Genomic DNA, 24005 nt, shown 5'->3' on the forward strand with positions numbered 1-24005 from the left:
ATAAATTGGGTTAAAAGTTATCTATACCTTCATCATTTAATACACCAAACAATGAACTACCAAATATTAGTAATATTATAGAAAAATACATCAAATAACTAACAAAATGTCCCATTACAACGCCTTTAAGTCCAAAAGCATCTATTAAATAAATACTAGATACGTACATTATAATAAATAAGAAAATCTCTAAAATGATAAAATGTAAAAACATCTTTTTTGCTAAAAACTTATAAGCTATAACCATAGCCATAACCCGCAAAACATCTCCTAGTATTTGATACCCAAACAAATCCACAACAGGTCTAAATTCCTCAGTAAAAAGAAGCGTAACCAGATAAGATCTGGTTAAATAAACAATAAATAGTAGTAATGCAAAAAACGGCATTATCGTTTTATAAAAACTAAAGATTTCCTTTCTAAATTCTTTATGGGTATTAATTTCTCCAAAACGAGGTAAGATATAAAGTGCTACTAATGAGTTTATAAACATTAAATAGTAATCTGAGACACGCGTCATAGCAGTCCAATACCCTGCTTCTTTCATACCTATCTCAGCAATTAAATAATTTCTTATAATTATATACACAATCGGCAAAGCAATAGAGGAAACAAGTGCCATAATCATATAAGGCCCTAAGTTTCGTAACACAGAAAAATTGATACTTGTAATTTGTATATTACTCATTAAATTCTTTCTAAAAGCAATTCCAGTGATTGAAATTAAAAGATTTAAGGCTGGTGTAATAACCACTGAAAGCAAAGCACCATCAATATTATTTTGCCATATTAAAAGCATAGTCACTAAAAGCCCTAATATTTGACCTATAATGTTTATTATAATAAGAATTCTATACTTAGAAAACCCGTTCATTATAGAAAAAATGAACATGTTAAGCGCATAGAAGGGTAATACAATAGCTAAGATCTCTATGATATAAGCATAATTGTTATTTGTAAAAATTAAATCATTGATGAATTCTGCTTTATAATAACAGAAAAACGCCAAAAATATTGAAATGAAAAATCCTGAATAAAATACGGTTGATATTGTTTTGGTTAACTCCACAACATTATCTTTAGACCTACCAATGAACTTAACAACACCATTGTACAAACCGCCAATAGCAAGCGATTGTATAGTACTGTAAAAGTTTCTTAAATTGCCTATGAGTGCCATACCTTCTGGCCCAATAAACATGGCGATAAATTTTGAAATTAATATACCAGCTATGATTTTAATGCTAAGGTTTTGAGTCTTTAAGCTCGCTGCTTTTACAAGAACTTCATTATTAATGTAATGAAAGAATTTTTTCAATTAATAGGTGTTTAAAATAGAAATTACAGTTTTAAGTTCTGCAGTGGTCATTACAGGACTCATAGGCAAACTTAAAATTCTTTTGTGAATTTGCTCTGTTACAGGCAATTTTAAGTGACAAAATTGACTAAGCGCTTTTTGTTGGTGAGGTGGTATAGGATAATGTATAAGCCATTGTATTTCATTCTTATTCAAAAATCCTATAAAGTCTTCTCTATCCTCTACCTCTACGACAAATGCATAAAACACATGATTTTCTGACCCATCGTAAAAAGGTAATTTAAGTTTTGGGTTGTTTATACCATTGATATAGGCCTTTGCAATAGCTCTTCGCTTAGTATTATCGGCCTCTAAAGCTTTAAGTTTAATGCGCAAAAACGCCGCCTGTAGATCATCTAAGCGACTATTATGGCCAATAAGTTCATTTTTGTACTTTTTATGGCTGCCATAATTACGTAACAGTTTTACCGTTTCTTGGAGGCGTTTATCATTTGTTGTTATGGCTCCTCCATCACCTAGTGCCCCTAAATTTTTACTGGGATAAAAACTAAACGCTGCGGCATTAGAAATAGCTCCGGCTTTACCTAGTTCAGAAAAAGCACCGTGTGCTTGGGCTGCGTCTTCAATTAAAAGTAATTGATGTCGTTTTACTAATTTATTAATACCCTCTAAGTCTGCTAGCTGCCCATAAAGATGTACCATTATAATAGCTTTAATGGTATTATCTGTATCTTCATTAATTGTTGTTTCTAAGTGCTTACCATCTAGGTTGTAAGTATGCGGATTGGGTTCTACAAAAACAGGTTGTAATTCTGCGTGTAAAACCGATAATACCGTGGCTATAAATGTATTTGCTGGCACAATCACTTTGTCGCCTTTTTTAAGTTTTCCAAGTTCAATATACCCTTTTAAAATTAGGGTAAGTGCATCTAAACCGTTGGCTGTACCAATACAATATGTTGTGCCACAGTATTGTGCAAACTCAACTTCGAATTTTGCAACGTTTTCTCCCAGAATAAAATGAGTATCTTCCAAACACTTACTAAAAGCTGCTTCAAACTCATCTCGGAATCGGTTGTTTATTTTATGGAGGTCTAAAAATTTTATCACAGGTCTAATCTATGAAAATCTTGGGAATAGACAACACAACCTAATTCTTCCTTTTGCTTTAAAAGTCCTTCGTTATAGCCCAAGGCATTGTCTTCTCTAACCGTTCCCATAGAGAAAAAAGATTTTCCTTCATCTTTATATTTATATATTAAGTGAAGAAAAAGATACTCTAAAGCACGCTCCTTTTCGCCACGTTTAGTTGTAGCTCCATATTGAGATTTAACAACCATGCCTTTATCAAAGATGGTAATTCCTGCTAAAATTTCGTTATCTAAATAAATATTGAATTGTTTAATGTTATTAGGAAATCTAGAGGCTAACAACTCTATTTCATTTAAACTGTGTACAGGACTTGCATTGTGCTTGTCTTTTAGTCTCGGTATGAGTACGTCATTCCAAAACGGTAAGAAATCATCGGTTTGTTCTATAACAAAACCTTTGCTACTATTTTTTCTGTAATTTTTGAGTTTGGTTTTATGAATGGTAAACGGCTTACTATAATCGATTGCTAAAACTTTATCTTGTCGATATATTTTGGCACCATGCGTTAAAAGTAATTTTTTTTCATCCTCAGTGTGTTGGGTGTTATAAAATGAAGGTATGCCTTTAATAAATAAGTTTGCAATACCTTCTGCCTTAAAATAGTCAACGACTGCATTTGAGATTTCTCCTTTTTCTGTACTACTTAAATCATTCGTAAAAATAAATCCACCATAGGTTAAGCCTTGATGAGCATAAACTTTACCATCAGTGGTATTTGCAGGACAAATAGCGACTAAGCCGTTACTTTTATAAACTAATAAGGACGCATCAGCAAAACGATCACTATGATAGTCCATAAAATTACGGTCAAAAAGAAATGTTGCGGTATTTGACTTTGAAATAAAATCATTCCAAACTTGTTCAAAATCTGAGTGATATGATTTTATATTGAATTTTGACATTAATCAAAAATAGTTTTATTTTCTAAAGTATTTGAAGTAATATCAAATGAATGAAAAATAGGTTGAAAATTTAGAATTGTACTCTTCCAGTATCATCAATAAGTTTTCTAACTCCTTTAAGCCCAAAACTATTTAATTTAACATTGTAACTAGAATCATCTTCCAAGTTTTCAAGGTACTTCGTATTGTCACTCAGTACTGCGAATAACACCCTAAAAAGGTTGACATTAGTTCTTAAATCTTTATCATAATTAGATGTTAAATATCCACTCCATTTAATAGCGGCAATGTTACCAAAGGTAGATTTGATTAAACTTGAGTCTTCCGTAGAATAAAGATGATTAAAACTTTTTAAACCTACCCAACCACCATGATCTGCAAGAATAATGATTATACCGTCTTTATCCCGATCAGAAATATAATTTATAATTTCTTTTAACCATAAATTTACGTCTTTTATACGCCGAAGATAATTAGTACGTTCCTCAATAACGGATGCTTCTGTTTTACCAAATCCGACATGGTGTGGCAAAAGTTTTTCTATAAAGAAAAATTTAGGGTGCGAATCATCTACATTTAAAACCTCCCTAAAGTCATAAAATACATCTCTTATTTCATCATCTCCTTTACTATTATATGGAAAATCATCTATTGCAATATTGAAATAATCAAAAGCTTCTTGCTTTTTGTTTTGCTGAAAATATTCGTCTTCTGCAATAAAATGAGTTTTATAATTATTCTTACTAAGAATTGTAGCGACAGGGTTTGATTGGGATATAACCTCTCTCGCATTTGCCATCTCAATTTCTGGAAATAACATGTTAGCAAATCGATGTTGCTTCATTGCAAACAAAGACGCATTAGAAGTTAAACTTGCAGGATAATTACTTCTGAAACTATCATAAACTTTAAATTCATTTGTTTTTAACCAATCATACAAATCACTTTTAAAATTATATGGTGGTTGTTCCATAACACTTTCAGAGACGTAACCATCTGGCTGAATGAGATAAATATTTGGCGTCGCTTTAAATTTAGCACTCAAGATGTCATCTTTTTGTTTTAACCAATAGTCTGGCTTCATATCTTCATAAATATGGACTAATGTTCTAAAAAAAGATAAACTCGAAAAAATAAAAAGAAAAATAATCAGCTTTTTATAATTCTGCCTTGGTTCTGACCAAACTAGATAACCGAAAAAAACAGTAACAACAACCAAAGCAATTCCTCTTTTTGGAGATAAAAAAAAGCTATGTAATAAAAATAAAAACAGAAAGCCAAGTAACATCAATAATAGTGCTTGAGCCAGTCGCTCTTTGGATTTACCAAGAGCTTTCATTGTATAAAAAACTGAAAGGTAAATAGCAAAGGATATACCGAAGAAACTTAAAATGAAAACTAATAAATGACCAAATGAATTAATTGCCCAATAATTATTTGAATACAAAAATATCATTGGCATAAATCCACTAATAAAAGCAGCCAATAGTGGTGTTTCTTTTTCACCATTAATAAAATTTGTTATTCTTTTCTTTATGCCCATACGTGTTTAACAATTATGAATCATTAAGTTATAACTACAGTTTATTTTTCATTAGAAAAATAACTCTTTTAGAATCACTTATAGCCTTTTGTTCAATAATTTCAAATAATTCTGAATACGCATGTACAAAATTTTCAAGATTGTAAAAATCAAAATGATCTTTAAAATCTGCTTTATTGTTCAATAATCGCTGCACCCAAGAATCGTCTCGCCTTGGAAATTCAATAATAAGATGCTCTGAAAATTTACTGAAAAACTCTACTGAACGCTTAAAAGGCACATTACCAGATAAAGAAATATGATGAATTATAGCTAAAGCCATTGTTACATCTGGTGCCAGCGCAGTAATCCGATCTAAAAACGAGTCGCGCTCTTTATTATTTAATCCTATGGCCGGCGTCGGTGCTAAAACATCTAGGGCAAATGGTAGCATAAATGTTTCTTTATTGACTTTCATCGTCTTATGATTAAAGTCAACTGCATTATTGTCTATATCACTAACCAGTGCTAACTCTAAAGGCTGTTGTAACTTTCTAACAAACGTACCGTCATTACCACCTATATCAATTACAGTCTTTGGTTGCAATTTATTAACCCATTGGTTTATAGTCTTAGATTTTTCATCAAAGGCACTGTCAGAATAATTGGTTTTATCGTAATAATTTCCCCATTCTGAATGTTCTTTTAACTTAAGCTTTTTTATGTAGTCATAAAGCGTTTCTATGATATTGAGTTGCCCTTTCTTAGAGAGCGAGCCTATTTTAGCTTCACCATTATAATCCTCATTATGTTTATCCTCTAGCTTCGCCAACAAATGAATGTTTGAATACAACGTTGGACTTAGCTTTGTTTTGGTAGGCAACAAAGAACTTATCATTTTCACAGGTATGCCATCCATAAAAGTGCTCAATAACTTAAGCATCTGCGAGCCGTGATAATGCGCTAGGACTAAAGGGCCAAAAAAGTGAGTTATGAATTGTTTATACGCTCGCCAGGGAGAATTGTCTATATAAAAATCAAAAGATAAGGTATCAATAAAAATAGCTTTTCCTTTATAAAACGTCACATTAAAAGAAGAAGCGTCTTTTAAAGAAAATCCTTTTTCTAAGCTATATTTTTGAAGCTTTAAGGTTAACAAAGCAGCTTCTTTGTACATGTTAAAACTCCATTCGTAAGGATAGGTGACAAATGGTATTTTTTCAGCTTCGATAATAATACGATCATCATTAGCTGAAATTTCCTTATGTGGGATCAATAAACCATTATTGAATAGGTTTTGGTAAAAACCCGTTTCAGTCAGCGCTTTGTATTGTTTAAAATAAATAGGATTAATAACACGTTTTACAGCGTTATCATCTATTACAACGTAACCCGATGGGTCTCTAAAGGACGAGGCATGTGCGTTTTTAGATTGCACTTAGTATTAGTTATTATCTATATCAGAATCTTTAATATCGATATCATCAAACACATCATCTTTATCTTTTTTTGCCAAACCTAAGAATAATTTGATTTTGTACATTAGGTTTTTAGAAAAAAGTATAACACCAGCCACAGCGGCTATGATGGTTTGAATAATCATAGCACCTAGACCTGGATCAAAATAAAGAAAATGCATTACCATAGTTTCTGTAAATATAAAACTTTAAATTAAACAGATTTATTTCGCTTACGATCCACTTCCTTCAATAAAATCTTACGTAATCTTAAGTGGTTAGGCGTTACCTCAACATATTCATCTTTCTGAATATATTCTAACGCTTCTTCTAATGAAAACTTAATAGCAGGAACAATTTTTGCTTTGTCATCTGCACCAGAAGACCTAACATTACTTAACTTTTTAGTCTTAGTAACATTAACCACCATATCATCTCCACGAGAGTTTTCGCCAATGACCTGACCCTCGTAAATATCCTCACCTGGATCTACAAAAAACTTACCTCTATCTTGCAACTTATCAATAGAATACGGAATTGCCTGACCGTTTTCCATAGATACTAAAGAACCATTTTGGCGCTCCGGAATACCACCTTTTAAAGGCTGATATTCTTTAAAACGGTGAGCCATAATAGCCTCGCCAGCAGTAGCTGTTAATAATTGGTTACGTAACCCTATTATTCCACGAGATGGAACAATAAATTCGCAAACCATACGATCGCCCTTAGCCTCCATACTAATCATTTCACCTTTACGCATGGTCACCATCTCTATGGCTTTACCAGATACGTGTTCTGGTAAATCAATGGTCATTTCTTCAAAAGGCTCACACTTTACTCCATCTATTTCTTTAATTATAACTTGCGGCTGTCCAATCTGAAGTTCATAACCCTCTCTTCGCATCGTTTCTATAAGCACAGATAAATGCAGTACACCACGACCAAATACCATAAATTTGTCTGCACTATTCGTGTCTTCAACTCGTAATGCTAAGTTCTTTTCTAGCTCTTTGGTTAAACGTTCTTTTATATGACGAGACGTTACAAATTTACCATCTTTACCAAAAAATGGACTATCATTAATGGTAAACAACATACTCATGGTTGGCTCATCTATAGCTATGGTTTTTAAACCTTCAGGATTTTCAATATCCGCAACGGTATCACCGATTTCAAAGCCTTCTAAACCAACGATAGCACATATATCACCCGTTTGCACTTCATCTACCTTTTTACGCCCTAGCCCTTCAAACGTATGTAGCTCTTTAATTTTACTTTTTATAATGGAACCATCTCTTTTTACTAAAGAAATCTGCTGATTAGCTTTTAATGTTCCTCTTGTTAATCGTCCTATAGCTATACGACCTGTGAATGAAGAAAAATCTAAAGATGTAATTAGCATCTGCGTTGTACCTTCTTCAATTTTTGGTTCTGGGATATGCGCAATCACCATATCTAATAAAGGCTCAATATTATCGGTTGGGTTTTCCCAGTCTTCGCTCATCCAATTTTGTTTGGCAGAACCATATACTGTTGGGAAATCTAACTGCCACTCCTCTGCACCTAGTTCAAACATTAAATCAAACACCTTCTCGTGCACTTCATCTGGAGTACAATTTTCTTTATCGACCTTGTTTATAACAACACAAGGCTTTAGACCTAAATCAATAGCTTTCTGCAATACGAAACGTGTTTGAGGCATAGGTCCTTCAAAGGCATCTACAAGTAAACAAACACCATCAGCCATATTTAAAACACGCTCTACCTCACCACCAAAATCCGCGTGACCAGGAGTATCAATAATATTAATCTTTGTATCCTTGTAAACTACTGAAACGTTTTTAGAGGTAATGGTAATTCCACGCTCGCGTTCTAAATCGTTATTGTCTAGAATGAGATCTCCGGTATTCTCGTTATCTCTAAATAACTGGCAGTGGTACATTATTTTATCTACCAAAGTGGTCTTTCCGTGATCGACGTGAGCAATGATTGCAATGTTCTTAATCTTTGTCATAACTGATGCTGATTTTAAGCGCGCAAAGGTACATCTAATAATCGGCATTGCGTTAATTATATGTTATTATTTAAGGATTAGGCCTTTTCGGTTTGTATTTTTAGGTTACGCAACGAGATAACACCAAACGTATATATTCAAGGAAACGACATGTTGATTTAATTTTTTTTAACAACTAGAAATCAGTAAAATGAACATAATTAGCAAGTACACAAAATTTGTTCCCTACCTCTACTTTATATCGGTAACAATTTATTGGTTTACGTTATTAAATAGAAGCGAGGGGCTTACGGCATATCCCATTCTTTTATTTGCCGTCCCGTTTTTATGGCAATTGATTAAGCCCAATAGAAATCTTAATTTTTCATTAGGTATTGTATTTGTATGCTTATCCTCTTATCTCATATTTGCCTATTTATTTAATGTTCTGAATATTGTGAATTGGTCACAACCTGCAAAACGTCTTTTATTTTATGGTGGCATCTTGGTTGTTGCAAATTTTGTAATGTCTCTTTGGATTGTGCGAAATAGTATTAAGAAGGTATTTTAAAATACTATCTTTGTAATCTAATTTTAAGATTAATATTTTGATTGCTATTCCTAAATTAAAACATACAGATTCTAATAACTTTTTTTTGCTTTGCGGTCCTTGTGCCATTGAAGGTGAAGACATGGCCTTGCGCATTGCTGAAAGGGTTATAAGTATTACCGATAAACTTAAAATTCCGTACGTTTTTAAAGGTAGTTTTAAAAAAGCTAATCGAAGTAGAATTGATAGTTTTACTGGTATTGGTAATGAAAAAGCCTTAAAAATTCTAAGAAGAGTTTCTGAAACTTTTGATGTGCCTACGGTTACAGATATCCATGAAGCCTCAGACGCTTCAATGGCTGCAGAATTCGTAGATGTATTACAAATACCAGCATTCTTAGTAAGGCAAACCGACTTGGTGGTTGCTGCCGCCAAAACAGGTAAAGTTGTTAACTTAAAGAAAGGGCAATTTATGAGCCCTGAAGCTATGAAACATGCGGTACAAAAAGTAAAAGATGCAGGAAATGATACTTCGACTGCGCTCAGCAACCAAGCTTGGATTACAGATAGAGGTACCATGTTTGGCTACCAAGATATGATTGTAGATTTTAGAGGCATCCCAACCATGCGTCAATATGCGCCAACTGTTTTGGATGTAACACACTCACTGCAACAACCTAATCAAACAATTGGTGTTACTGGTGGGCGACCAGACATGATTGAAACCATTGCCAGAGCCGGAATTGTAAATAATGTAGATGGCTTATTTATAGAAACACATTATGATCCTTCAAATGCTAAGAGTGATGGTGCCAATATGTTGCACTTAGATAATTTGGAAGGTTTATTAACCAATTTGGTGGCTATTAGAAAACTGGTTTCTACGTTTTAGAGCGCTTAGGTTTTAGAATGAGTTTAAACGGATTGGTATTGATTTCCAATTGTTTCTCTAAAACATAAACAATGGCATCGTCATTAATATCTTCAACAGATTTATAGCGTAATGACCTAATAGATTTACGGTTAGCATTCACAAAATGTTCAGTGAACTTGTCCATTTGCTCGTAATGCCAAAAGGCTAAATCTACATAATCCTTAGATTGATTAAGAAAGCATAATGGAATATCATTATTGTAATAGAATGGAATTTTCCATTTAAATAGTAATTCGCTATCAGGAGCTACTGCTTCAATAATAGCTTGAAGCTGCAGCAAAATAGATTTATAAGGTTCTGGTTGCTTTAGGATGTAGGCTTCGGCTGGATTCATATGATTTTCCTTCACGCCAAGGCGCTGAGACGCAAAGTTTTTTTTATTTAACTAAGACACAAATTTAGTTACACGTTGTGAATTCACTTTTGCTAATCTATACAACTAAGCGACTTTGTGAGAAATACTCAAAACAACCTCAAAATTCCCAAAACTAAAATCGCAATACCAATAATTGCTTTAAAAGGCATCAACTTACTGGAAAGTTTTCTTAGGGAGCTTTCTAAAGCAGGCACTTTACCAAAAACGTGTGTCAGTAATAATATACCACCCAAAATGCTCACAATACCTATTAAACTAAACTTTAATATCGGAAGCACCACAAGCGCAACACCAATAAACGTTTGAAAAGGCGCCAATACACCAGCAATTTTATTAAAAAAGTTGCTCTCGCCATCCCATTTATCTAAGGTGGCTAATCCGAGTAAAATTCCGCCAGAGATTTGTGCTATTGTCAATAATAATCCAATCATAGTTATGTAATTTTAATAATAGGTAGTCTTTGTTTCTGTTTTGTTACAAAGGTTTCTTCAACTTCAACTTCGAGTTCATAAATTTAGTCAATATATTCTAAAATAATTTTGTTAGAATGAAATAAATTCTTTTACTTTGTATTTCAAAGTACTTTAGTTATGAGTGATCAAGATTATTTAAAAGACATCAGCGAGATTAAAAATTTAATAAATAAATCGTCTCGTTTTATGTCGTTAAGTGGCTTATCTGGTGTCCTTGCTGGTATATATGCCTTGATTGGCGCAGCGGTTGCTTATTACATTGTTGATAACTCAGCAAGAGGCTATCTTATTTTAGATGGGCCTGTTTATAAAATATGTTTTGCTATTTTAATAGGTGTTGCTATTTTCAGTGTTGGAACTGGTATATTATTAACAACCCGAAAAGCGAAAAAGAATGGAGAAAAAGTTTGGGACAACTCTTCAAAACGCTTATTATTTAATTTTCTTATTCCTTTAATAACTGGCGGGATATATATTCTTATTAAACTAAATCAAGGAGTATATGGCAATACTGCGGCATTAATGCTAATTTTTTATGGACTGGCTTTAGTTAATGCTTCTAAATATAGTTTAGGTGATATTAGATATTTAGGCTATACAGAAATTATTTTAGGATTAATATGCGCATTTTTGCCTGCTTATGGTTTTTGGTTTTGGGTTGTTGGATTTGGAATAATGCATATTATTTATGGTAGTATTATGCACTTTAAATATGATAGGACTTGAACTCGAATTCTAAGTTGAAATTGAATTTTGAATTACTCGCAAAGACGCAGAGACGCAAAGCAAAACGACTAAACGACTAAACGACTAAACGACTAAGTTGAGCATCATCACCAACATAAACAAACTTTTTGACCATAGGATACGACTTGGCATTATGTCTATTCTAATGGTAAATGAATATGCCGATTTTAACACATTAAAGGGATTACTGGGAGCTACTGACGGCAATTTGGCAAGCCATACAAAAGCCCTAGAAAAAGCGGAATACATTTTAGTAGAAAAACAATTTATTGGCCGTAAGCCTAACACAAGATACAGCGCAACCAAACTCGGTAAAGCCGAATTTAAAAAGCATATTGAAGCTTTAGAAAAACTTATTAAGAAAACATAATTGCATTATGATAATAAAACCATACTCTATTTTTTTAATCATTTACTTTGATTTTCAAAGTACTTTAAATATTATCATTAAAAATTTTGCCGCCTGCCTGCCGGACAGGCAGGTTGAACCAAATCAATCCCATCTGCCATGAGCCACCTATTTAATTATATCACAACATTAAGAAAACAACTCATTATTTGGTTGTTTGACCATTCTCAGCGCATATACACGTCATTATTTAAAAATCATGAGAGTTGGAATCTTACTCGTACTGATTTACTCAAATTACCACATCCAACCTTTGGTCGACATCTAGGTGAGTTTTTAGATCAAAACAATTTTGAGCTCATTCCTAAAGTTGAACGCCATGATTGCTATCATGTACTCTGCGGATACAGTACCAAAGTAGAAGATGAAATTGCTCTGCAATGTCTTTGTTATGGCAACGGTAAACGCAGCCCTTACTTATATGGTGCCATTATTCTTGGTGTAGCTATATTACCAGATTATTATAATTACTACTACCAATCTTATAAAACAGGGAAACGTGCTAATCCTTTTCATCAGTACGACTGTAAGAAACTTTTATACGTATCTATTAATGACTTTAGACAAGCCATATTTTCTAAGTCAGAACTATTTAACCTCAATATAAAAGCCTTATGAAACAACTAAAAATAGTAATATTAATAAGTGTTTTAATACTATTAGGTGTTTTCACAACTTATCATTGGATTAGCTTTAAAACTAACCATCTCGCATACGACGATATCTCATCCATTCCTAAAAACAAAGTTGGACTCATCCTTGGTACTGGAAAATATACCGCAAGCGGCAATATCAATCTCTTCTATACGTATAGAATCGATGCAGCTGTTAAGTTATACAATGCCCGAAAAATTAAATATATTCTTGTAAGTGGTGATAACGGTAGAAAAGATTACGATGAACCTTCTAACTTTAAAAATGATTTAATAGCAAAAGGTATTCCCGAAGACCACATTTTCCTTGATTATGCAGGTTTTAGTACGCTAGATTCTGTGGTTAGGGCTAAAGAAATATTTGGTCAAACCTCCATCACTTTCATCTCTCAAGAATTCCATAACCAACGTGCCATTTATATTGCCAATCATTACGATATTAAATCCGTAGGTTTTAATGCTAAAGATGTTTATAAAAGCCATTTTAGGGAATATTTGGCACGCTCTAAAGCCAGTCTTGATTTAGTTTTTAATGTTCAGCCCAAGTTTTTAGGTGAGCCTATATCTATCCCATAATGCGACCAGTCATGAAAATACAATTCAACAAATATTATCTCGCCTTAGCACATTCTATATTTTTAATTGAATTAGCTATCGCTTTCATTATAAAAACAGGTTTTATTCGCTACACTTTTGGCGATTATCTCGTAGTTATACTACTATATGCAATTTTTAGAGGATGTACCAATTTGAGTGTGAGAGCCTCAGCTTTGGTTGTCCTCTTAATTACCTATGGCATTGAATTGCTACAACTCACCACGTTTTTAAGCCTTTTTAATTTACAAAACAGCTCTACGGCCAAACTAATTTTTGGTAGCACATTTCAGTTTGGAGATATTATGGCCTACACACTCGGAGTATTAACTGTAATTTTAATAGAACAATATTATGAAAAGTATAAAAACACTAATACAATCAAAATTTAAGACATTGTCCTTAGTTTTTATAGCACTAACATTCAGTGTTGTTGCTTTAGTAGTGCGCATTAAACTTAACAAGTCTTTTTTCTACCTTTTTCTTGTTTGGAATGTTTTCTTGGCTATTATTCCTTACACCATAACCATGTATTTAAATACTAAGGCTAATATTAACAAGTATAAATTAGGAATTTGGTTTTTAGTTTGGCTGGTCTTTTTACCAAATTCGCCATATATAGTTACGGACCTAATACACCTTAGATTTGGCAATGATACGCTCTTATGGTTAGACATTTTGGTTGTATTATCTTTTGCTTTAACAGGGTTGCTCCTCTTCTATCTATCGCTATTGGATATGAAAAAGTTGATTACATCAAAATTCAGTAGAATTCCGATTGAAACCCTATCAATCATCATCATATTTCTTTGTGGTTTTGGCGTTTATCTTGGTCGATTTCTAAGGTATAATTCTTGGGAAATCATTAGTAAACCATTTACACTAATTTCTGATATTTTTGCAATATTATTATCGCCTTTTCAACATTCAGACGCTTGGTTATTTACCATTGGATTTGGTGGATTTCTAATTGTTGGGTATCTAATACATAGTAATCTTAATAATTTTGAGAACAACAAACACTTTCAATTTATTAAGAAAAACTAAGAATAGGCAATTATTATTTTGGTTGTCTTTTCACTATACGAGCCTTATATTTACCGCTAAATCAAATCAATTTTAAACTATGAAAAAATTAGCTTATTCAATTCTTTTTGTTGCTACAGTAGCAATAACCTTTCAATCTTGTGACAGCGATGACGACAACAATAATGGAGGTGTTACAATTAATAATCAGGTGTCAATTGGAGGTACTGTTTATGAGTTAGATGGACTTGGCACATTAGACTCGTTTGGAGGTAACCCAGACGGTAGTTTTGATTGGGATGTAGAATTTTTGTCGGCTGACGATAACACTCTTGTTTACTTTGACCTCAATACAAATTCAGCTGATGGACTTGTAGCCGGAACTTATAGTTATGCTTCAGAAAGGGAGGAATTTACTTTTGTGTTTTCAGAAATATTTGTTAATAACACGTTCGATTACACTCCAATGGAAGGTACTGTTGTTATTGAAATTGAAGGTGAGACAACATCATTTACTTTTAATCTTACAGCACAAGATGGCACCGATATAGCAGGGCAGTGGTCTGGTATACTGATATCTGTGGACTAGTAACACTATTTATTTTAAAAACATTAAACAAAAGCTTTCCTTAACATCTTTAGGAGAGCTTATTTAATTCCCATCCACATAATCCTGAAGATAGTTAAAGCGCTCAGTAAGTTTACCATCTTCAGTAGTAATTCTAGCACGTTTTAAGATGCCTTTTTCATCTCCATTAAAAAATGCAGGTATCACATGCTCTACAAAAGTTTCACCAAAACCTTCGCTAGCATCTTTAGGCAACTCACAAGGTAAATTATCCACTGCCATAACCGTAATAGCATCTTTGGCATCAAAGGCAACTTCTTGTTCCGTTTGTGGATGATACCCATAAAATGGATCTGCTATTGTAGAAGGGCGAATTGTACTCGCCACAGGACCATCGATATCACATGAAATATCAGCAACTAAGTTGATTTTGAAATCTGGATGTTTAGCATCTTCTCTAGTAAATAAGTAAGGTGCATTATTACCATAGAAATGCCCTGCAATAAAGTAATCGGTTTGTTTTGCATAAGGCATAAAATTACTCTCATAACCTGCAGGGTCTTTATAAAACTCCCACTTATTGCCTACTTTTCCGTCAGAGCGCTTAGCATATTCCATAACATCCGCCATAACGTATACAGGTTCGGTAAATTTAGAAGTTAGATACAAAGCATCACTAATTTCTTTAATCCCTAAATGGTCTAAAATTTCTTTTGCACCATGTGCTACCTTTCCTGTTCCTGTAAGTAAGATTTTAATATTAGGAATAGTAATTTTATTTAACTGAGCTTTCAGTGCAGTTAAGTCTGCTAGGGTTTCTACCTTAGGTAAATTAAACAAACCATCTCGTAGACCCAACGCTCTAAATCCATTATAAGCACCAACTAATCCTGCATAGCGACCAAAACCAATGAGTCTAAACCCTTCTTTATTTACAATAGTTTCATGATCGTACATCTCAATATGCTTCTCTAACATAGCCTTTAATAATTTACGATTATAAGGCTGCTTTTTAATGGTATGAGAGAAATAAAAATACTTTTTATTGGGTATTAAGTGTTCTACAGGAACTTCCTTGACGCCTATCATTACATCAGCATCTGACACATCGTCACTCACCTCAAATCCAAGTTTGGCATAAGCCTCATCAGAAAACACCCTTATGCCCGAAGATTCTACCACAAATTTAGCTTCAGGAAAACTTGCTCTTGCTTCCGCTAAGGTTTCAGGTGAAAACACAACGCGTCGGTCTGGTGGGTTTTTGCGTTCTTTTATAATGGCGAATTTCATAGAAAATTTATTTTGCTTGATTTTTTCCCGATAGCTAAAGGGATTTATTTTCGACTTCGACTTCAACGTCGACTTCAAAATGGAATAATATTTGCACTAAAATAATTGGATTTAAGAGGTTGCACAACTTTTTTTGTAAGTTTGCGGTCTTGAAATTTACCATTGTTTATTGAAAACGACATTGGTAAAGTGCGTTAGGGATTGAACGGCATGTTTGAGCTCTCCGTCTTTTTCGACGGAAGCGAGTAGTGAAAGCCCGGCATTCTGCTGTCCTGGCAGGTTTTTTTTTAAACCTTGCAGGTATAAGTAAAATGTAACGCTAAAAACACCATTTAAAAGATGAGACCCTGAAACAAGTTCAGGGTTAATTTGACTAAGCAAATTAAAAATTTGCAGTCTCATTAAGGGGTCGACTGGTTTTGACAGCGAGATAAATTAAATGGTAAGCACGTCGTGTAATGGCATTGATACACGTAAAAGGCTAGACCAAATTTTAAACGGCGAGAATAACTACGCTTTAGCTGCATAATCTGAATTATAGTAAGATTCATGCTCATTTCTACTAGGTAGAAAGGCTAAATGTTCCCGAAAAGCCATGGTCAGTGGCGTTTCTTTAAAGAGCATCGTAAAAATTGACTAAGATTGGGTAGTGCTTTGATGCCCTTTCGAGATAAAGAAGCTAAGTGATAAGTAGGTTGTCTTTAACCAGCTTATTATCGAAAACCTAAGAATAGACTAAGCGTGTAGAAAGCTCTTTGGTTACTTGTTTGGACGAGAGTTCGATTCTCTCCGACTCCACCACTAAACGCAACTCTGTTGCGATTTTAAGCATAAGAAGCTCAGCAAATTTTTCTTGTTTGAGCTTTTTATTTTATCACTATCTTAGAGGGGTCAATTGACAAAGCAATGATTACATCAAAATCTATAGTATTATTTAGTAGTTTCATTTTGGTAATAATGACTTGCAGTTGCAATAATGAACCTTACGAAGGCCCAATAATCACTGATGGCGAATTATCCTGTACCATTGCAAGCGAATTAACTGAAGTTGCTCGTAATGACTTTTTAAATTCAGACTCAGGTAATTTTATCGATAACTGCTCAAACTATAGAGCTGCTCTAGAACAGCAATTATTATCTTGCCCAGATACAGGATATAACTCATTAGCACTTATTGATCAATTGAATAATTGTGAAACAAATTCTTTTTTCAAAGTTGATTTTGATAATGACACCTACACAGCACTCTCGGCAGAAGCGCACCTCAGCTATGGTGCACTCACAATTACTGGAAGAAGAGATAACAAGGTTTTTGAATTAATACTTAACGAAACAGATGAAGGCACCTATCAATTTGGTATACCTGATGTAAATAATGAAATGAATACTGCTCGCTACATCCCTAACGCTACTTTAAATGAAAGTTGGGATACCGCAACGGACAGTGAGCAAAGTATGGGTGAAATTACAATTTCAGAACTCAACTATTCTAATCTTAAGGTATCTGGAACATTTAATTTTACTGGCAAAAAAAATGACGAGACAAAAGCATTTGTAAATGGTGTTTTTATTAATATTCCATTAATTAAAGATAATGAATTTTTTGCATTGGTAGATGGAGAAGAATTTGAAGACACACAGATTATTCCTTATGTTAACCAAGAGGCTGAATGGTTTGGGTTTGTATTACTAAACCAAGATGTTAGCGAAAATATGGACTTTACTTTTCATCGTAATACCTTACCAGGCACGTATAACTTTGGCATGATACCTCAATTACCTAGAGCTGGGTACACGGCTAATTCAGATTATTATTATCATGCCAGTGGAAGTGTTACTATTACTGCGCATAATAGAGATTTAGGCTTTGTAATGGGCACCTTTGAATTTAACGCAGATTTTGAGGGTGCTACACCAGAATCTTATACGGTGACTGAAGGTAGCTTCTGTCTCTCCTACTTTTAATAGGTTTAAACTATAGACTATTTATTTTTTTACTCATACTATATTTAGAGTTATAGAAACAAAGAAACTATCCTTTTTTGTTTTAACATCTATTAAGGAATTCTCATATAGCTTTGTTAAACTAGGCTCTAGGCTTTAATAAATCACCTATAATCATTATATTGAAGAGAACCTTAAAAGAAAATCAAAGATGAAATTTATTAAAGACACTAATGAAGAGCGAAGAGATTATCTTTTTCAAAAAGATAAAATAACTAAAAGAATGGTAACGTTTGTTACAACCGTATTAATTGTGTTAATAGTGGCAGTTGCTATAACTTATTTCACAATAAGTTAAAACATTGTTTAATATAAGAAGCAAAGTAGTTTGTAATTATTTGGCTGTTTTTACAACTATCTTTGTAACTAAAAGCATATTATCAGATATTAACTCACAGAAAGAAAGGAAACAACAGTATGCTAACTTGGAAAGATGTTATCAACTTTTCCGTAAACGGAAACCCAACACCAGATAGACGTGTTGAAAAGACAGAAGCAGAATGGAGGTCTCAATTAACTCCAGAACAATATAGAATTACAAGACAAAAAGGTACAGAACGCGCTCACAGTGGTGCACTATGTAGCATTTATGATGAAGGTCTATACAACTGTGTGTGTTGTGACACTCCCTTATTTGATTCTACGATTAAATTTAGCTCCGGTACAGGCTGGCCGAGTTTTACACAGCCTATTAAGGAGAATGCCATTAAGTACGAAAAAGACTCGTCTTTTGGCATGGTACGCGTAGAAGTAATGTGTAATACTTGCGATGCGCATTTAGGACATATATTCCCAGATGGTCCAGAACCGAGCGGATTACGCTATTGTATTAATTCTGAATCTATGACTTTAGAAACTGAAAACTCCTAATGACTAAAAGCTTAAAAATTGCCACGATTGGCGGAGGCTGCTTTTGGTGTACAGAAGCTGTATTTGAAGAAGTAAAAGGCGTAGAGAAAGTAGTTTCTGGCTATACAGGTGGACATGTACCTGGCAGACCAACATATAGAGAAATATGCTCAGGTTTAACAGGACATGCCGAAGTAGTACAAGTCACCTTTGATGCTAATGTAATTTCGTACCAAGATATTTTGATCATTTTTATGACAACCCATGACCCAACAACCTTAAATAGACAAGGCTCAGATCGTGGCACACAATATCGTTCGGTCATATATTATCATGATGAAACACAAAAAGAAATTGCCGAAGCAGTAATTAACGAATTGGTGAAGTATTATGAGAACCCAATAGTTACAGAACTTTCTGAAGCTGTTACGTTTTACGACGCCGAAAAAGAGCATCAAGATTTTTATAAAAATAATCCTGATTACGGTTACTGTAATTTTGTGATTGACCCTAAACTCGCCAAACTTCGTAAACTACATGCAGATAAATTAAAAAATGCTTAGAATTTACATTATTGGCTTAACTATACTTATAATTGCCATAGTCGCTAATGCCATCATCGTGAAATTAGGTGTAAATTCTTGGTACGATTTTATAAATCTACTCACTAATGAAGGTGCTGATGCATTTAAACTAATCTCATTAGTTAACTATTTATGGTTGTTTATAGGCTATCCGCTAGTTTTAGGCTGTGGCTATTTAATTGGTGATAAATTACACTACGCCATATTTGGATAAAACACACTTGATTATGGAAAAATCAGTTTCAGAAGCCATTGCCTATCGCAGGTCAACTAGAGTTTATAAGGACGAGCAAATCGAAACAGAAAAAGTAAAACAATGCCTAGTTAACGCCTCATTAGCACCAACAAGCAGTAACCTTCAGCTTTGGGAATTTTACCATGTAACCGATAAAGCTAAATTAAAACATTTGGCAGAGGCCTGTTTTAACCAAAGTGCTGCTAAAACAGCACAACAACTCGTTATTATTGTATCACGAAAGGATCTATGGCGAAAACGAGCAAAAGTTAATATTGATTTTCTTAATAAAGTGTATAGCAAGGAAAAACTAAGCGAACGCGACTTAAAACACAAAAAGATGGCTACTAATTATTATAAAAAATTAATCCCAACCATCTACACAGATTTTTTTGGTATCCTAGGTTATATAAAGTATTTCGTATTTCAGATCGTAGGCTTGTTTAAGCCCATATACAGGCAAACACGTCAAAGTGATATGCGTATTGTAGCCCATAAAAGTGCTGGTTTAGCAGCTCAAAACTTTATGATAAGTATGGCAGCCATTGGTTACGACACCTGCCCTATGGAAGGTAGTGATACCTTAAGAGTTAAACAAATACTAGGATTACCCAGAGGTGCCGAAATTAATATGGTTATCGGCTGTGGTATCCGAGACGGTAAGGGTATCTACGGCTCTCGCTTTAGAGTGCCATTTGAGGAGGTGTATTTTGAGGTTTAATTTAATTTTTATTAAAATTCTCTAACCCTATTTTAAGCCATTCTAAATACACATCGGCATTGGGTTCATAAGCGTTTGTAACATTCAATAATTCCATATTATGATTAATTAAAACATAATAAGGTTGCGAATTATTTTTGAAATTTATAGTCTGTAATGTTCCCCATTTATCGCCTATAGTTTCAATAGTTTTTAAAGTACCATTGGCTCTTAAATATTGAAATTGTTCAACCGTAGGTAATTCTTTTTTATCATCTACATAAAGTGAAATAATAATATAATTATTTTGAAGCATTTCATATACATCAGTAGCACTCCAAACCTGCTCCTCCATTTTTCTACAATTAACACAAGCCCACCCTGTAAAATCTAAAAGAATTGGTTTACCTTCTGCTTTGGCCAAAGCAATGCCTTCTTCTAAATCCTTACTGCAATTGAGATCTAACGGACACTCAGACGCCTTATCATACAAACTATAAAACATTGGCGGCGGAAAACCACTCAACAATTTTAAATTTGCCCATTTTGTATTGGTTAATCCGGGTATTAAGTAAACCACAAACGCAACTACTAAAATACCTGTTGTTACTCTGCCTTTACTGAATTTCTGAAGTGGGCCATCATGCGGAAATTTTATTTTACCAAAAAGATAAAGCACCAATCCAATCCCAATTATAATCCACAGTCCTATAAATATTTCACGCTTTAAAAATCCCCAATGTTCAACTAAATCTGCATTGGACAGAAATTTAAGTGCTAAGGCTAGCTCAATAAATCCTAAAACAACTTTAACTGTGTTTAACCACCCACCAGACTTTGGTAAAGAATTGAGCCATTTTGGGAACATTGCAAACAATGTAAAAGGTAATGCTAATGCTAAACCAAAACCACTCATACCCATAGTTAACTGCGTAGCTCCACCATCTGCCGTCAAAGAACTTCCCAGTAAAGTTCCTAAAATAGGACCTGTGCACGAAAAAGAAACAATAGCTAAGGTTAATGCCATAAAAAACACACCTATAAAACCACCTATTTTATTTGCCTTACTATCCATTGCTGCACTCCAAGATTGAGGCAACGTTAACTCATAGTAGCCAAAAAACGAAAAAGCAAATGCTACAAATATGACGAAGAATATAATGTTAAGGGTAACATTTGTTGAAATATTATTTAAAATACCAGGATCTAAAGAATCTAATACATGAAACGGAATACTTAATAAAGCATATATTAAAAAAATAAAAAAACCATACAAAATAGAATTGAACAAACCTTTTTTAGAATCTTTAGAACTTTTTGTAAAGAAAGAAACTGTTAGAGGTATCATAGGAAAAACACAAGGTGTAAGTAATGCAATTAAGCCCCCTAAAAATCCTAAAAAGAAAATGGTAAGATTACTTTTTTCTTCTACATTTTGTTCTTGGTATTTATCCCAACCTGTAACATTGAGATCTAACGCTTTTGATAGTTGCTTACTGCGTTCATCAATAACTATTTTAGTTTTTTCAATAGTAGATCCATCTAAAGATAAATTAAACGTATGATCACCTGGTATGCATTTAGCACTATCACAGGTTTGATATTCTACATAAACTTCAATACGTTTTAAATTTGGTTTAAGAACTTTAACCCTCTGCTTAAACATTGCTTTTTCCTTAAACTTAACAACGTTTTCTTCAAAAATATCGTCAAAAATAGGCTTTACATCAGGCTCGGATGTTCCACCTTCTAACGTGTACGCTTTACCTGCATCTACAAAATCAAAATAAGTAACAGGTGCAAATCCGTCTTCATCAATTTTATTTTGCGAATAAATATACCAACCATCATCAATCTGGGCTTTAAATATAAGGTTGAACTCAGTATCAGAAATTTTTTCTACTTCAGATTTCCACTTTACGGGCTCTAATATCTGAGCTTGTAAAGTAAAAGAAAAACACACTAACAATAAACAATAAAGAAGTCCTTTTTTAAGCGCCATATTTTACATGTTAAAACACAAATGTAATAGATGTATTTTTATTAATTCTTAAGAGTGACCCAATTTATAAAAACATACGTTATTTACACAAATAAAAAAACCGAACATTAACATGTTCGGTTCTATAGTTTAAATATTACAACCTAAGATTTTACTTCAACTCTAATCCTATTAGAGTGTTGCCATTTAGAAAGCCCTCCTTCTAAATCATATATCTTTTTAAATCCTGCATCTTTTAGTTTTTTAGCACATTTTGCACTTGTAATACCACCCTTGCAGTAAAGGATAACAGGTTTTTCTTTGTCTAACCTAGTAATATCATCATCAAAAGTAGGTGAATTAAAATCTATATTTTGTGCATTTGTTAAATGGATTTCTTCAAATTCTTCTGGGCTTCTCACATCTACCAATTGCACATCCTCAACTTGTAAAATAGACTCCATTTCATCTGCGGTGACTAGTCTTATTTCAGTCTGTTTTGAGCCAGACTCTAAACAACTGGTAAACATAAAAAGCGTCAATAAAAGACACACTAATAGATTTAGTTTTTTCATTCTGATAATTTTTATCTCAATTAATCTGAGCGACTTCTCCCTGCCACTCGCTAAAACCGCCTAACAAATTGTAAGCATTTTTAAACCCTAACTGATGCATTACAGCACAAGCCTGGCTACTTCTTCCACCAGATCTACAATACACGTAATAGTTTTTTGTTGTATCTAATTTTTGAATATCTTCAACAAAACCTTCACCTCTATAAATATCTATATGAAGTGCACCTGGAATAATACCCTCTTCAACTTCTAGTGCTGTTCTAACATCCAAAACCACAGCATTATTGTCTTCCTTAAGTTTTTTTGTCCAATCTTTTTGTGATAAATCTGCCATTTAGTACTATTGTGATAAACAAAATTAACATTTCTTTATGATATAGACGTAAAAAAATCCGAAGTGTTACACTCCGGATTCATTTTTTAACATTTATAAGTTTCTTAAAAACTTAGCTATTAACTTTTTACTTTAATAGAACAACCTATAGCTCTTGTTTGAGGTGTATCTATGGTTTTTCCGTTTAGCAAAGCATCAACTGCGTTTTCGGTATATTTTTGTTTAACTGCTGAAGCATCTTTATAATTATCATCTATGGCTCCAATATATTTTACTTCGTTACCTTTTTTAGTTTTCTGCAACACATAAACATGAGGTGTTTTGGTTGCGCCATATTGTGGATAAACTTCTTGGCCTTCATCCATAAGATAAGGAAACGTAAATCCTTTAGCTTTAGCCCTTGCCTGCATAGCTTCCATATTATCACCTGGCTTAACCTCAGTATCGTTTGGCATAATGGCAATGACTGGGTAACCTTTATCTGCATACTTTTTGTTAAGCGCTTCTATTCTATCTTCATAAGCAACAGCATAAGGGCATGTGTTACAAGTAAAAATAACAATAAAACCTCTTGCATCTTTGTAATCGCTTAGCGATACCATGTTACCATCAATATTTTCTAATTTAAAGTCTGTAGCAATATCGCCTATATTATAGCCTTTATCATCACTGTTAATTGTAAAGGCAGATAATGTTACTGCTAATAACAATACTGCAACTAATCTTAAAGTTTTCATCATTCTATTGTATATTGGTTTATAATTTAAATTTATCGCTAT

At 33.4% G+C, this 24005-nt stretch carries 28 protein-coding genes and 1 other RNA gene; 14 read left to right on the plus strand and 15 right to left on the minus strand.

All coding sequences use genetic code 11. The features are described 5' to 3' along the window. Window positions 1-10 precede the first annotated feature (10 nt). From Q0800_RS08540 to typA, 7 genes are all read right to left on the minus strand, one after another. Window positions 11-1318, minus strand: coding sequence for an O-antigen translocase (locus Q0800_RS08540; protein ID WP_299128915.1), 1308 nt, complete (start codon window positions 1316-1318; stop codon window positions 11-13). Continuing rightward, the gene (locus Q0800_RS08545) at window positions 1319-2428 is read right to left on the minus strand and encodes a DegT/DnrJ/EryC1/StrS family aminotransferase (protein WP_299128916.1); all 1110 of its coding nucleotides are present in this window, start codon (window positions 2426-2428) and stop codon (window positions 1319-1321) included. Continuing rightward, window positions 2425-3372, minus strand: a complete 948-nt coding sequence (locus tag Q0800_RS08550) for a FemAB family protein (protein ID WP_299128917.1) — start codon at window positions 3370-3372, stop codon at window positions 2425-2427. Before Q0800_RS08550 ends, Q0800_RS08545 begins: the two co-directional genes overlap by 4 nt. Window positions 3373-3442: 70 nt before the next feature. Beyond that, window positions 3443-4915 (minus strand): hypothetical protein, encoded by a 1473-nt coding sequence (locus tag Q0800_RS08555; protein ID WP_299128918.1) that lies wholly within the window; start codon window positions 4913-4915, stop codon window positions 3443-3445. Between the two features lie 34 nt (window positions 4916-4949). Next, on the minus strand, window positions 4950-6332 hold the full coding sequence (locus Q0800_RS08560) for a class I SAM-dependent methyltransferase (RefSeq protein ID WP_299128919.1): 1383 nt from the start codon (window positions 6330-6332) through the stop codon (window positions 4950-4952). Window positions 6333-6338: 6 nt separating this feature from the next. After that, window positions 6339-6533 (minus strand): hypothetical protein, encoded by a 195-nt coding sequence (locus Q0800_RS08565; RefSeq protein ID WP_299128920.1) that lies wholly within the window; start codon window positions 6531-6533, stop codon window positions 6339-6341. 32 nt (window positions 6534-6565) lie between these two features. Further along, the gene (gene typA / locus Q0800_RS08570) at window positions 6566-8365 is read right to left on the minus strand and encodes a translational GTPase TypA (RefSeq protein ID WP_299128921.1); all 1800 of its coding nucleotides are present in this window, start codon (window positions 8363-8365) and stop codon (window positions 6566-6568) included. A 578-nt stretch (window positions 8366-8943) separates the two neighbouring features. On the opposite strand from typA, the gene kdsA reads away from it, so the two are divergent. After that, window positions 8944-9786 carry a 3-deoxy-8-phosphooctulonate synthase gene (kdsA, locus tag Q0800_RS08575; protein ID WP_299128951.1) on the plus strand — a complete coding sequence of 281 codons (843 nt, stop codon included), beginning with the start codon at window positions 8944-8946 and terminating at the stop codon, window positions 9784-9786. Here the strand turns inward: kdsA and Q0800_RS08580 are convergent. Together Q0800_RS08580 and Q0800_RS08585 are read right to left on the minus strand one after the other, a co-directional pair. Next, window positions 9776-10177: a DUF1801 domain-containing protein gene (locus Q0800_RS08580; protein ID WP_366518836.1), complete on the minus strand. Its 402-nt coding sequence runs from the start codon at window positions 10175-10177 to the stop codon at window positions 9776-9778. The two genes, kdsA and Q0800_RS08580, sit on opposite strands and share 11 nt — an antisense overlap. A 113-nt stretch (window positions 10178-10290) precedes the next feature. Then, on the minus strand, window positions 10291-10635 hold the full coding sequence (locus Q0800_RS08585) for a hypothetical protein (protein WP_299128923.1): 345 nt from the start codon (window positions 10633-10635) through the stop codon (window positions 10291-10293). Window positions 10636-10794: 159 nt separating this feature from the next. Between Q0800_RS08585 and Q0800_RS08590 the strand changes: the two genes are divergently transcribed. From Q0800_RS08590 to Q0800_RS08620, 7 genes are all read left to right on the plus strand, one after another. Further along, window positions 10795-11403: a hypothetical protein gene (locus tag Q0800_RS08590; protein ID WP_299128925.1), complete on the plus strand. Its 609-nt coding sequence runs from the start codon at window positions 10795-10797 to the stop codon at window positions 11401-11403. Between the two features lie 97 nt (window positions 11404-11500). Continuing rightward, window positions 11501-11794 (plus strand): transcriptional regulator, encoded by a 294-nt coding sequence (locus Q0800_RS08595; protein ID WP_299128927.1) that lies wholly within the window; start codon window positions 11501-11503, stop codon window positions 11792-11794. Between the two features lie 138 nt (window positions 11795-11932). Further along, complete coding sequence (locus tag Q0800_RS08600; protein WP_299128929.1) at window positions 11933-12451, plus strand: hypothetical protein; 519 nt, start codon at window positions 11933-11935, stop codon at window positions 12449-12451. After that, the gene (locus Q0800_RS08605) at window positions 12448-13062 is read left to right on the plus strand and encodes an ElyC/SanA/YdcF family protein (RefSeq protein WP_299128931.1); all 615 of its coding nucleotides are present in this window, start codon (window positions 12448-12450) and stop codon (window positions 13060-13062) included. Before Q0800_RS08600 ends, Q0800_RS08605 begins: the two co-directional genes overlap by 4 nt. Before the next feature lie 11 nt (window positions 13063-13073). Continuing rightward, the gene (locus Q0800_RS08610) at window positions 13074-13472 is read left to right on the plus strand and encodes a DUF2809 domain-containing protein (RefSeq protein ID WP_299128933.1); all 399 of its coding nucleotides are present in this window, start codon (window positions 13074-13076) and stop codon (window positions 13470-13472) included. Further along, on the plus strand, window positions 13435-14127 hold the full coding sequence (locus Q0800_RS08615) for a DUF1361 domain-containing protein (protein WP_299128935.1): 693 nt from the start codon (window positions 13435-13437) through the stop codon (window positions 14125-14127). The genes Q0800_RS08610 and Q0800_RS08615 overlap by 38 nt, the downstream gene beginning before the upstream one ends. A gap of 79 nt (window positions 14128-14206) precedes the next feature. Beyond that, entirely contained in the window at window positions 14207-14695 is a 489-nt protein-coding gene (locus Q0800_RS08620) for a hypothetical protein (RefSeq protein ID WP_299128937.1), read from the plus strand. A 63-nt stretch (window positions 14696-14758) separates the two neighbouring features. Here Q0800_RS08620 and Q0800_RS08625 read toward each other — a convergent pair whose 3' ends face one another. Both Q0800_RS08625 and Q0800_RS08630 read right to left on the minus strand, forming a co-directional pair. Further along, window positions 14759-15964, minus strand: coding sequence for an NAD(P)-dependent oxidoreductase (locus Q0800_RS08625; RefSeq protein WP_299128939.1), 1206 nt, complete (start codon window positions 15962-15964; stop codon window positions 14759-14761). Between the two features lie 156 nt (window positions 15965-16120). Then, the gene (locus Q0800_RS08630) at window positions 16121-16366 is read right to left on the minus strand and encodes a hypothetical protein (RefSeq protein ID WP_299128941.1); all 246 of its coding nucleotides are present in this window, start codon (window positions 16364-16366) and stop codon (window positions 16121-16123) included. Window positions 16367-16369: 3 nt separating this feature from the next. Between Q0800_RS08630 and ssrA the strand changes: the two genes are divergently transcribed. The 6 genes from ssrA (at window position 16370) to Q0800_RS08660 (ending at window position 20357) form a co-directional block, all read left to right on the plus strand. Beyond that, window positions 16370-16765: a transfer-messenger RNA gene (gene ssrA, locus Q0800_RS08635) on the plus strand. Window positions 16766-16870: 105 nt separating this feature from the next. After that, window positions 16871-17929 carry a DUF6252 family protein gene (locus Q0800_RS08640; protein WP_299128942.1) on the plus strand — a complete coding sequence of 353 codons (1059 nt, stop codon included), beginning with the start codon at window positions 16871-16873 and terminating at the stop codon, window positions 17927-17929. Between the two features lie 456 nt (window positions 17930-18385). Further along, a complete protein-coding gene (msrB, locus tag Q0800_RS08645) occupies window positions 18386-18838 on the plus strand; it encodes a peptide-methionine (R)-S-oxide reductase MsrB (RefSeq protein WP_299128944.1) in 453 nt (150 codons plus the stop codon). Then, window positions 18838-19380, plus strand: a complete 543-nt coding sequence (gene msrA / locus Q0800_RS08650) for a peptide-methionine (S)-S-oxide reductase MsrA (RefSeq protein WP_299128945.1) — start codon at window positions 18838-18840, stop codon at window positions 19378-19380. The genes msrB and msrA overlap by 1 nt, the downstream gene beginning before the upstream one ends. Further along, window positions 19373-19615: a hypothetical protein gene (locus tag Q0800_RS08655; RefSeq protein WP_299128946.1), complete on the plus strand. Its 243-nt coding sequence runs from the start codon at window positions 19373-19375 to the stop codon at window positions 19613-19615. The genes msrA and Q0800_RS08655 overlap by 8 nt, the downstream gene beginning before the upstream one ends. 13 nt (window positions 19616-19628) lie before the next feature. Then, window positions 19629-20357, plus strand: coding sequence for a nitroreductase family protein (locus Q0800_RS08660; RefSeq protein ID WP_299128947.1), 729 nt, complete (start codon window positions 19629-19631; stop codon window positions 20355-20357). Between the two features lies 1 nt (window position 20358). Here the strand turns inward: Q0800_RS08660 and Q0800_RS08665 are convergent, their stop codons facing one another. The 4 genes from Q0800_RS08665 to Q0800_RS08680 all read right to left on the minus strand — a co-directional run bounded on the left by Q0800_RS08665 (window position 20359) and on the right by Q0800_RS08680 (window position 23963). After that, window positions 20359-22338, minus strand: a complete 1980-nt coding sequence (locus Q0800_RS08665; RefSeq protein WP_299128948.1) for a cytochrome c biogenesis protein CcdA — start codon at window positions 22336-22338, stop codon at window positions 20359-20361. A 143-nt stretch (window positions 22339-22481) separates the two neighbouring features. Beyond that, window positions 22482-22892 (minus strand): rhodanese-like domain-containing protein, encoded by a 411-nt coding sequence (locus Q0800_RS08670; protein ID WP_299128949.1) that lies wholly within the window; start codon window positions 22890-22892, stop codon window positions 22482-22484. Window positions 22893-22908: 16 nt separating this feature from the next. After that, the gene (locus tag Q0800_RS08675; RefSeq protein ID WP_299128950.1) at window positions 22909-23226 is read right to left on the minus strand and encodes a rhodanese-like domain-containing protein; all 318 of its coding nucleotides are present in this window, start codon (window positions 23224-23226) and stop codon (window positions 22909-22911) included. A gap of 119 nt (window positions 23227-23345) precedes the next feature. Next, entirely contained in the window at window positions 23346-23963 is a 618-nt protein-coding gene (locus tag Q0800_RS08680; RefSeq protein WP_299128953.1) for a thioredoxin family protein, read from the minus strand. Window positions 23964-24005 lie beyond the last annotated feature (42 nt).

This window comes from uncultured Winogradskyella sp. (assembly GCF_937958655.1).
Lineage (GTDB): Bacteria > Bacteroidota > Bacteroidia > Flavobacteriales > Flavobacteriaceae > Winogradskyella.

Bases quoted from the DNA above. Each gene is read 5' to 3' on its own strand.
- Q0800_RS08550 (WP_299128917.1), bottom strand. From the start codon at position 3,372: ATGTCAAAATTCAATATAAAATCATATCACTCAGATTTTGAACAAGTT.
- Q0800_RS08555 (WP_299128918.1), bottom strand. From the start codon at position 4,915: ATGGGCATAAAGAAAAGAATAACAAATTTTATTAATGGTGAAAAAGAA.
- Q0800_RS08565 (WP_299128920.1), bottom strand. From the start codon at position 6,533: ATGCATTTTCTTTATTTTGATCCAGGTCTAGGTGCTATGATTATTCAA.
- typA (WP_299128921.1), bottom strand. From the start codon at position 8,365: ATGACAAAGATTAAGAACATTGCAATCATTGCTCACGTCGATCACGGA.
- Q0800_RS08585 (WP_299128923.1), bottom strand. From the start codon at position 10,635: ATGATTGGATTATTATTGACAATAGCACAAATCTCTGGCGGAATTTTA.
- Q0800_RS08590 (WP_299128925.1), top strand. From the start codon at position 10,795: ATGAGTGATCAAGATTATTTAAAAGACATCAGCGAGATTAAAAATTTA.
- Q0800_RS08600 (WP_299128929.1), top strand. From the start codon at position 11,933: ATGAGCCACCTATTTAATTATATCACAACATTAAGAAAACAACTCATT.
- Q0800_RS08605 (WP_299128931.1), top strand. From the start codon at position 12,448: ATGAAACAACTAAAAATAGTAATATTAATAAGTGTTTTAATACTATTA.
- Q0800_RS08610 (WP_299128933.1), top strand. From the start codon at position 13,074: ATGAAAATACAATTCAACAAATATTATCTCGCCTTAGCACATTCTATA.
- Q0800_RS08615 (WP_299128935.1), top strand. From the start codon at position 13,435: ATGAAAAGTATAAAAACACTAATACAATCAAAATTTAAGACATTGTCC.
- Q0800_RS08620 (WP_299128937.1), top strand. From the start codon at position 14,207: ATGAAAAAATTAGCTTATTCAATTCTTTTTGTTGCTACAGTAGCAATA.
- Q0800_RS08625 (WP_299128939.1), bottom strand. From the start codon at position 15,964: ATGAAATTCGCCATTATAAAAGAACGCAAAAACCCACCAGACCGACGC.
- Q0800_RS08630 (WP_299128941.1), bottom strand. From the start codon at position 16,366: ATGAGACTGCAAATTTTTAATTTGCTTAGTCAAATTAACCCTGAACTT.
- Q0800_RS08640 (WP_299128942.1), top strand. From the start codon at position 16,871: ATGATTACATCAAAATCTATAGTATTATTTAGTAGTTTCATTTTGGTA.
- msrB (WP_299128944.1), top strand. From the start codon at position 18,386: ATGCTAACTTGGAAAGATGTTATCAACTTTTCCGTAAACGGAAACCCA.
- msrA (WP_299128945.1), top strand. From the start codon at position 18,838: ATGACTAAAAGCTTAAAAATTGCCACGATTGGCGGAGGCTGCTTTTGG.
- Q0800_RS08655 (WP_299128946.1), top strand. From the start codon at position 19,373: ATGCTTAGAATTTACATTATTGGCTTAACTATACTTATAATTGCCATA.
- Q0800_RS08660 (WP_299128947.1), top strand. From the start codon at position 19,629: ATGGAAAAATCAGTTTCAGAAGCCATTGCCTATCGCAGGTCAACTAGA.
- Q0800_RS08665 (WP_299128948.1), bottom strand. From the start codon at position 22,338: ATGGCGCTTAAAAAAGGACTTCTTTATTGTTTATTGTTAGTGTGTTTT.
- Q0800_RS08670 (WP_299128949.1), bottom strand. From the start codon at position 22,892: ATGAAAAAACTAAATCTATTAGTGTGTCTTTTATTGACGCTTTTTATG.
- Q0800_RS08675 (WP_299128950.1), bottom strand. From the start codon at position 23,226: ATGGCAGATTTATCACAAAAAGATTGGACAAAAAAACTTAAGGAAGAC.
- Q0800_RS08680 (WP_299128953.1), bottom strand. From the start codon at position 23,963: ATGAAAACTTTAAGATTAGTTGCAGTATTGTTATTAGCAGTAACATTA.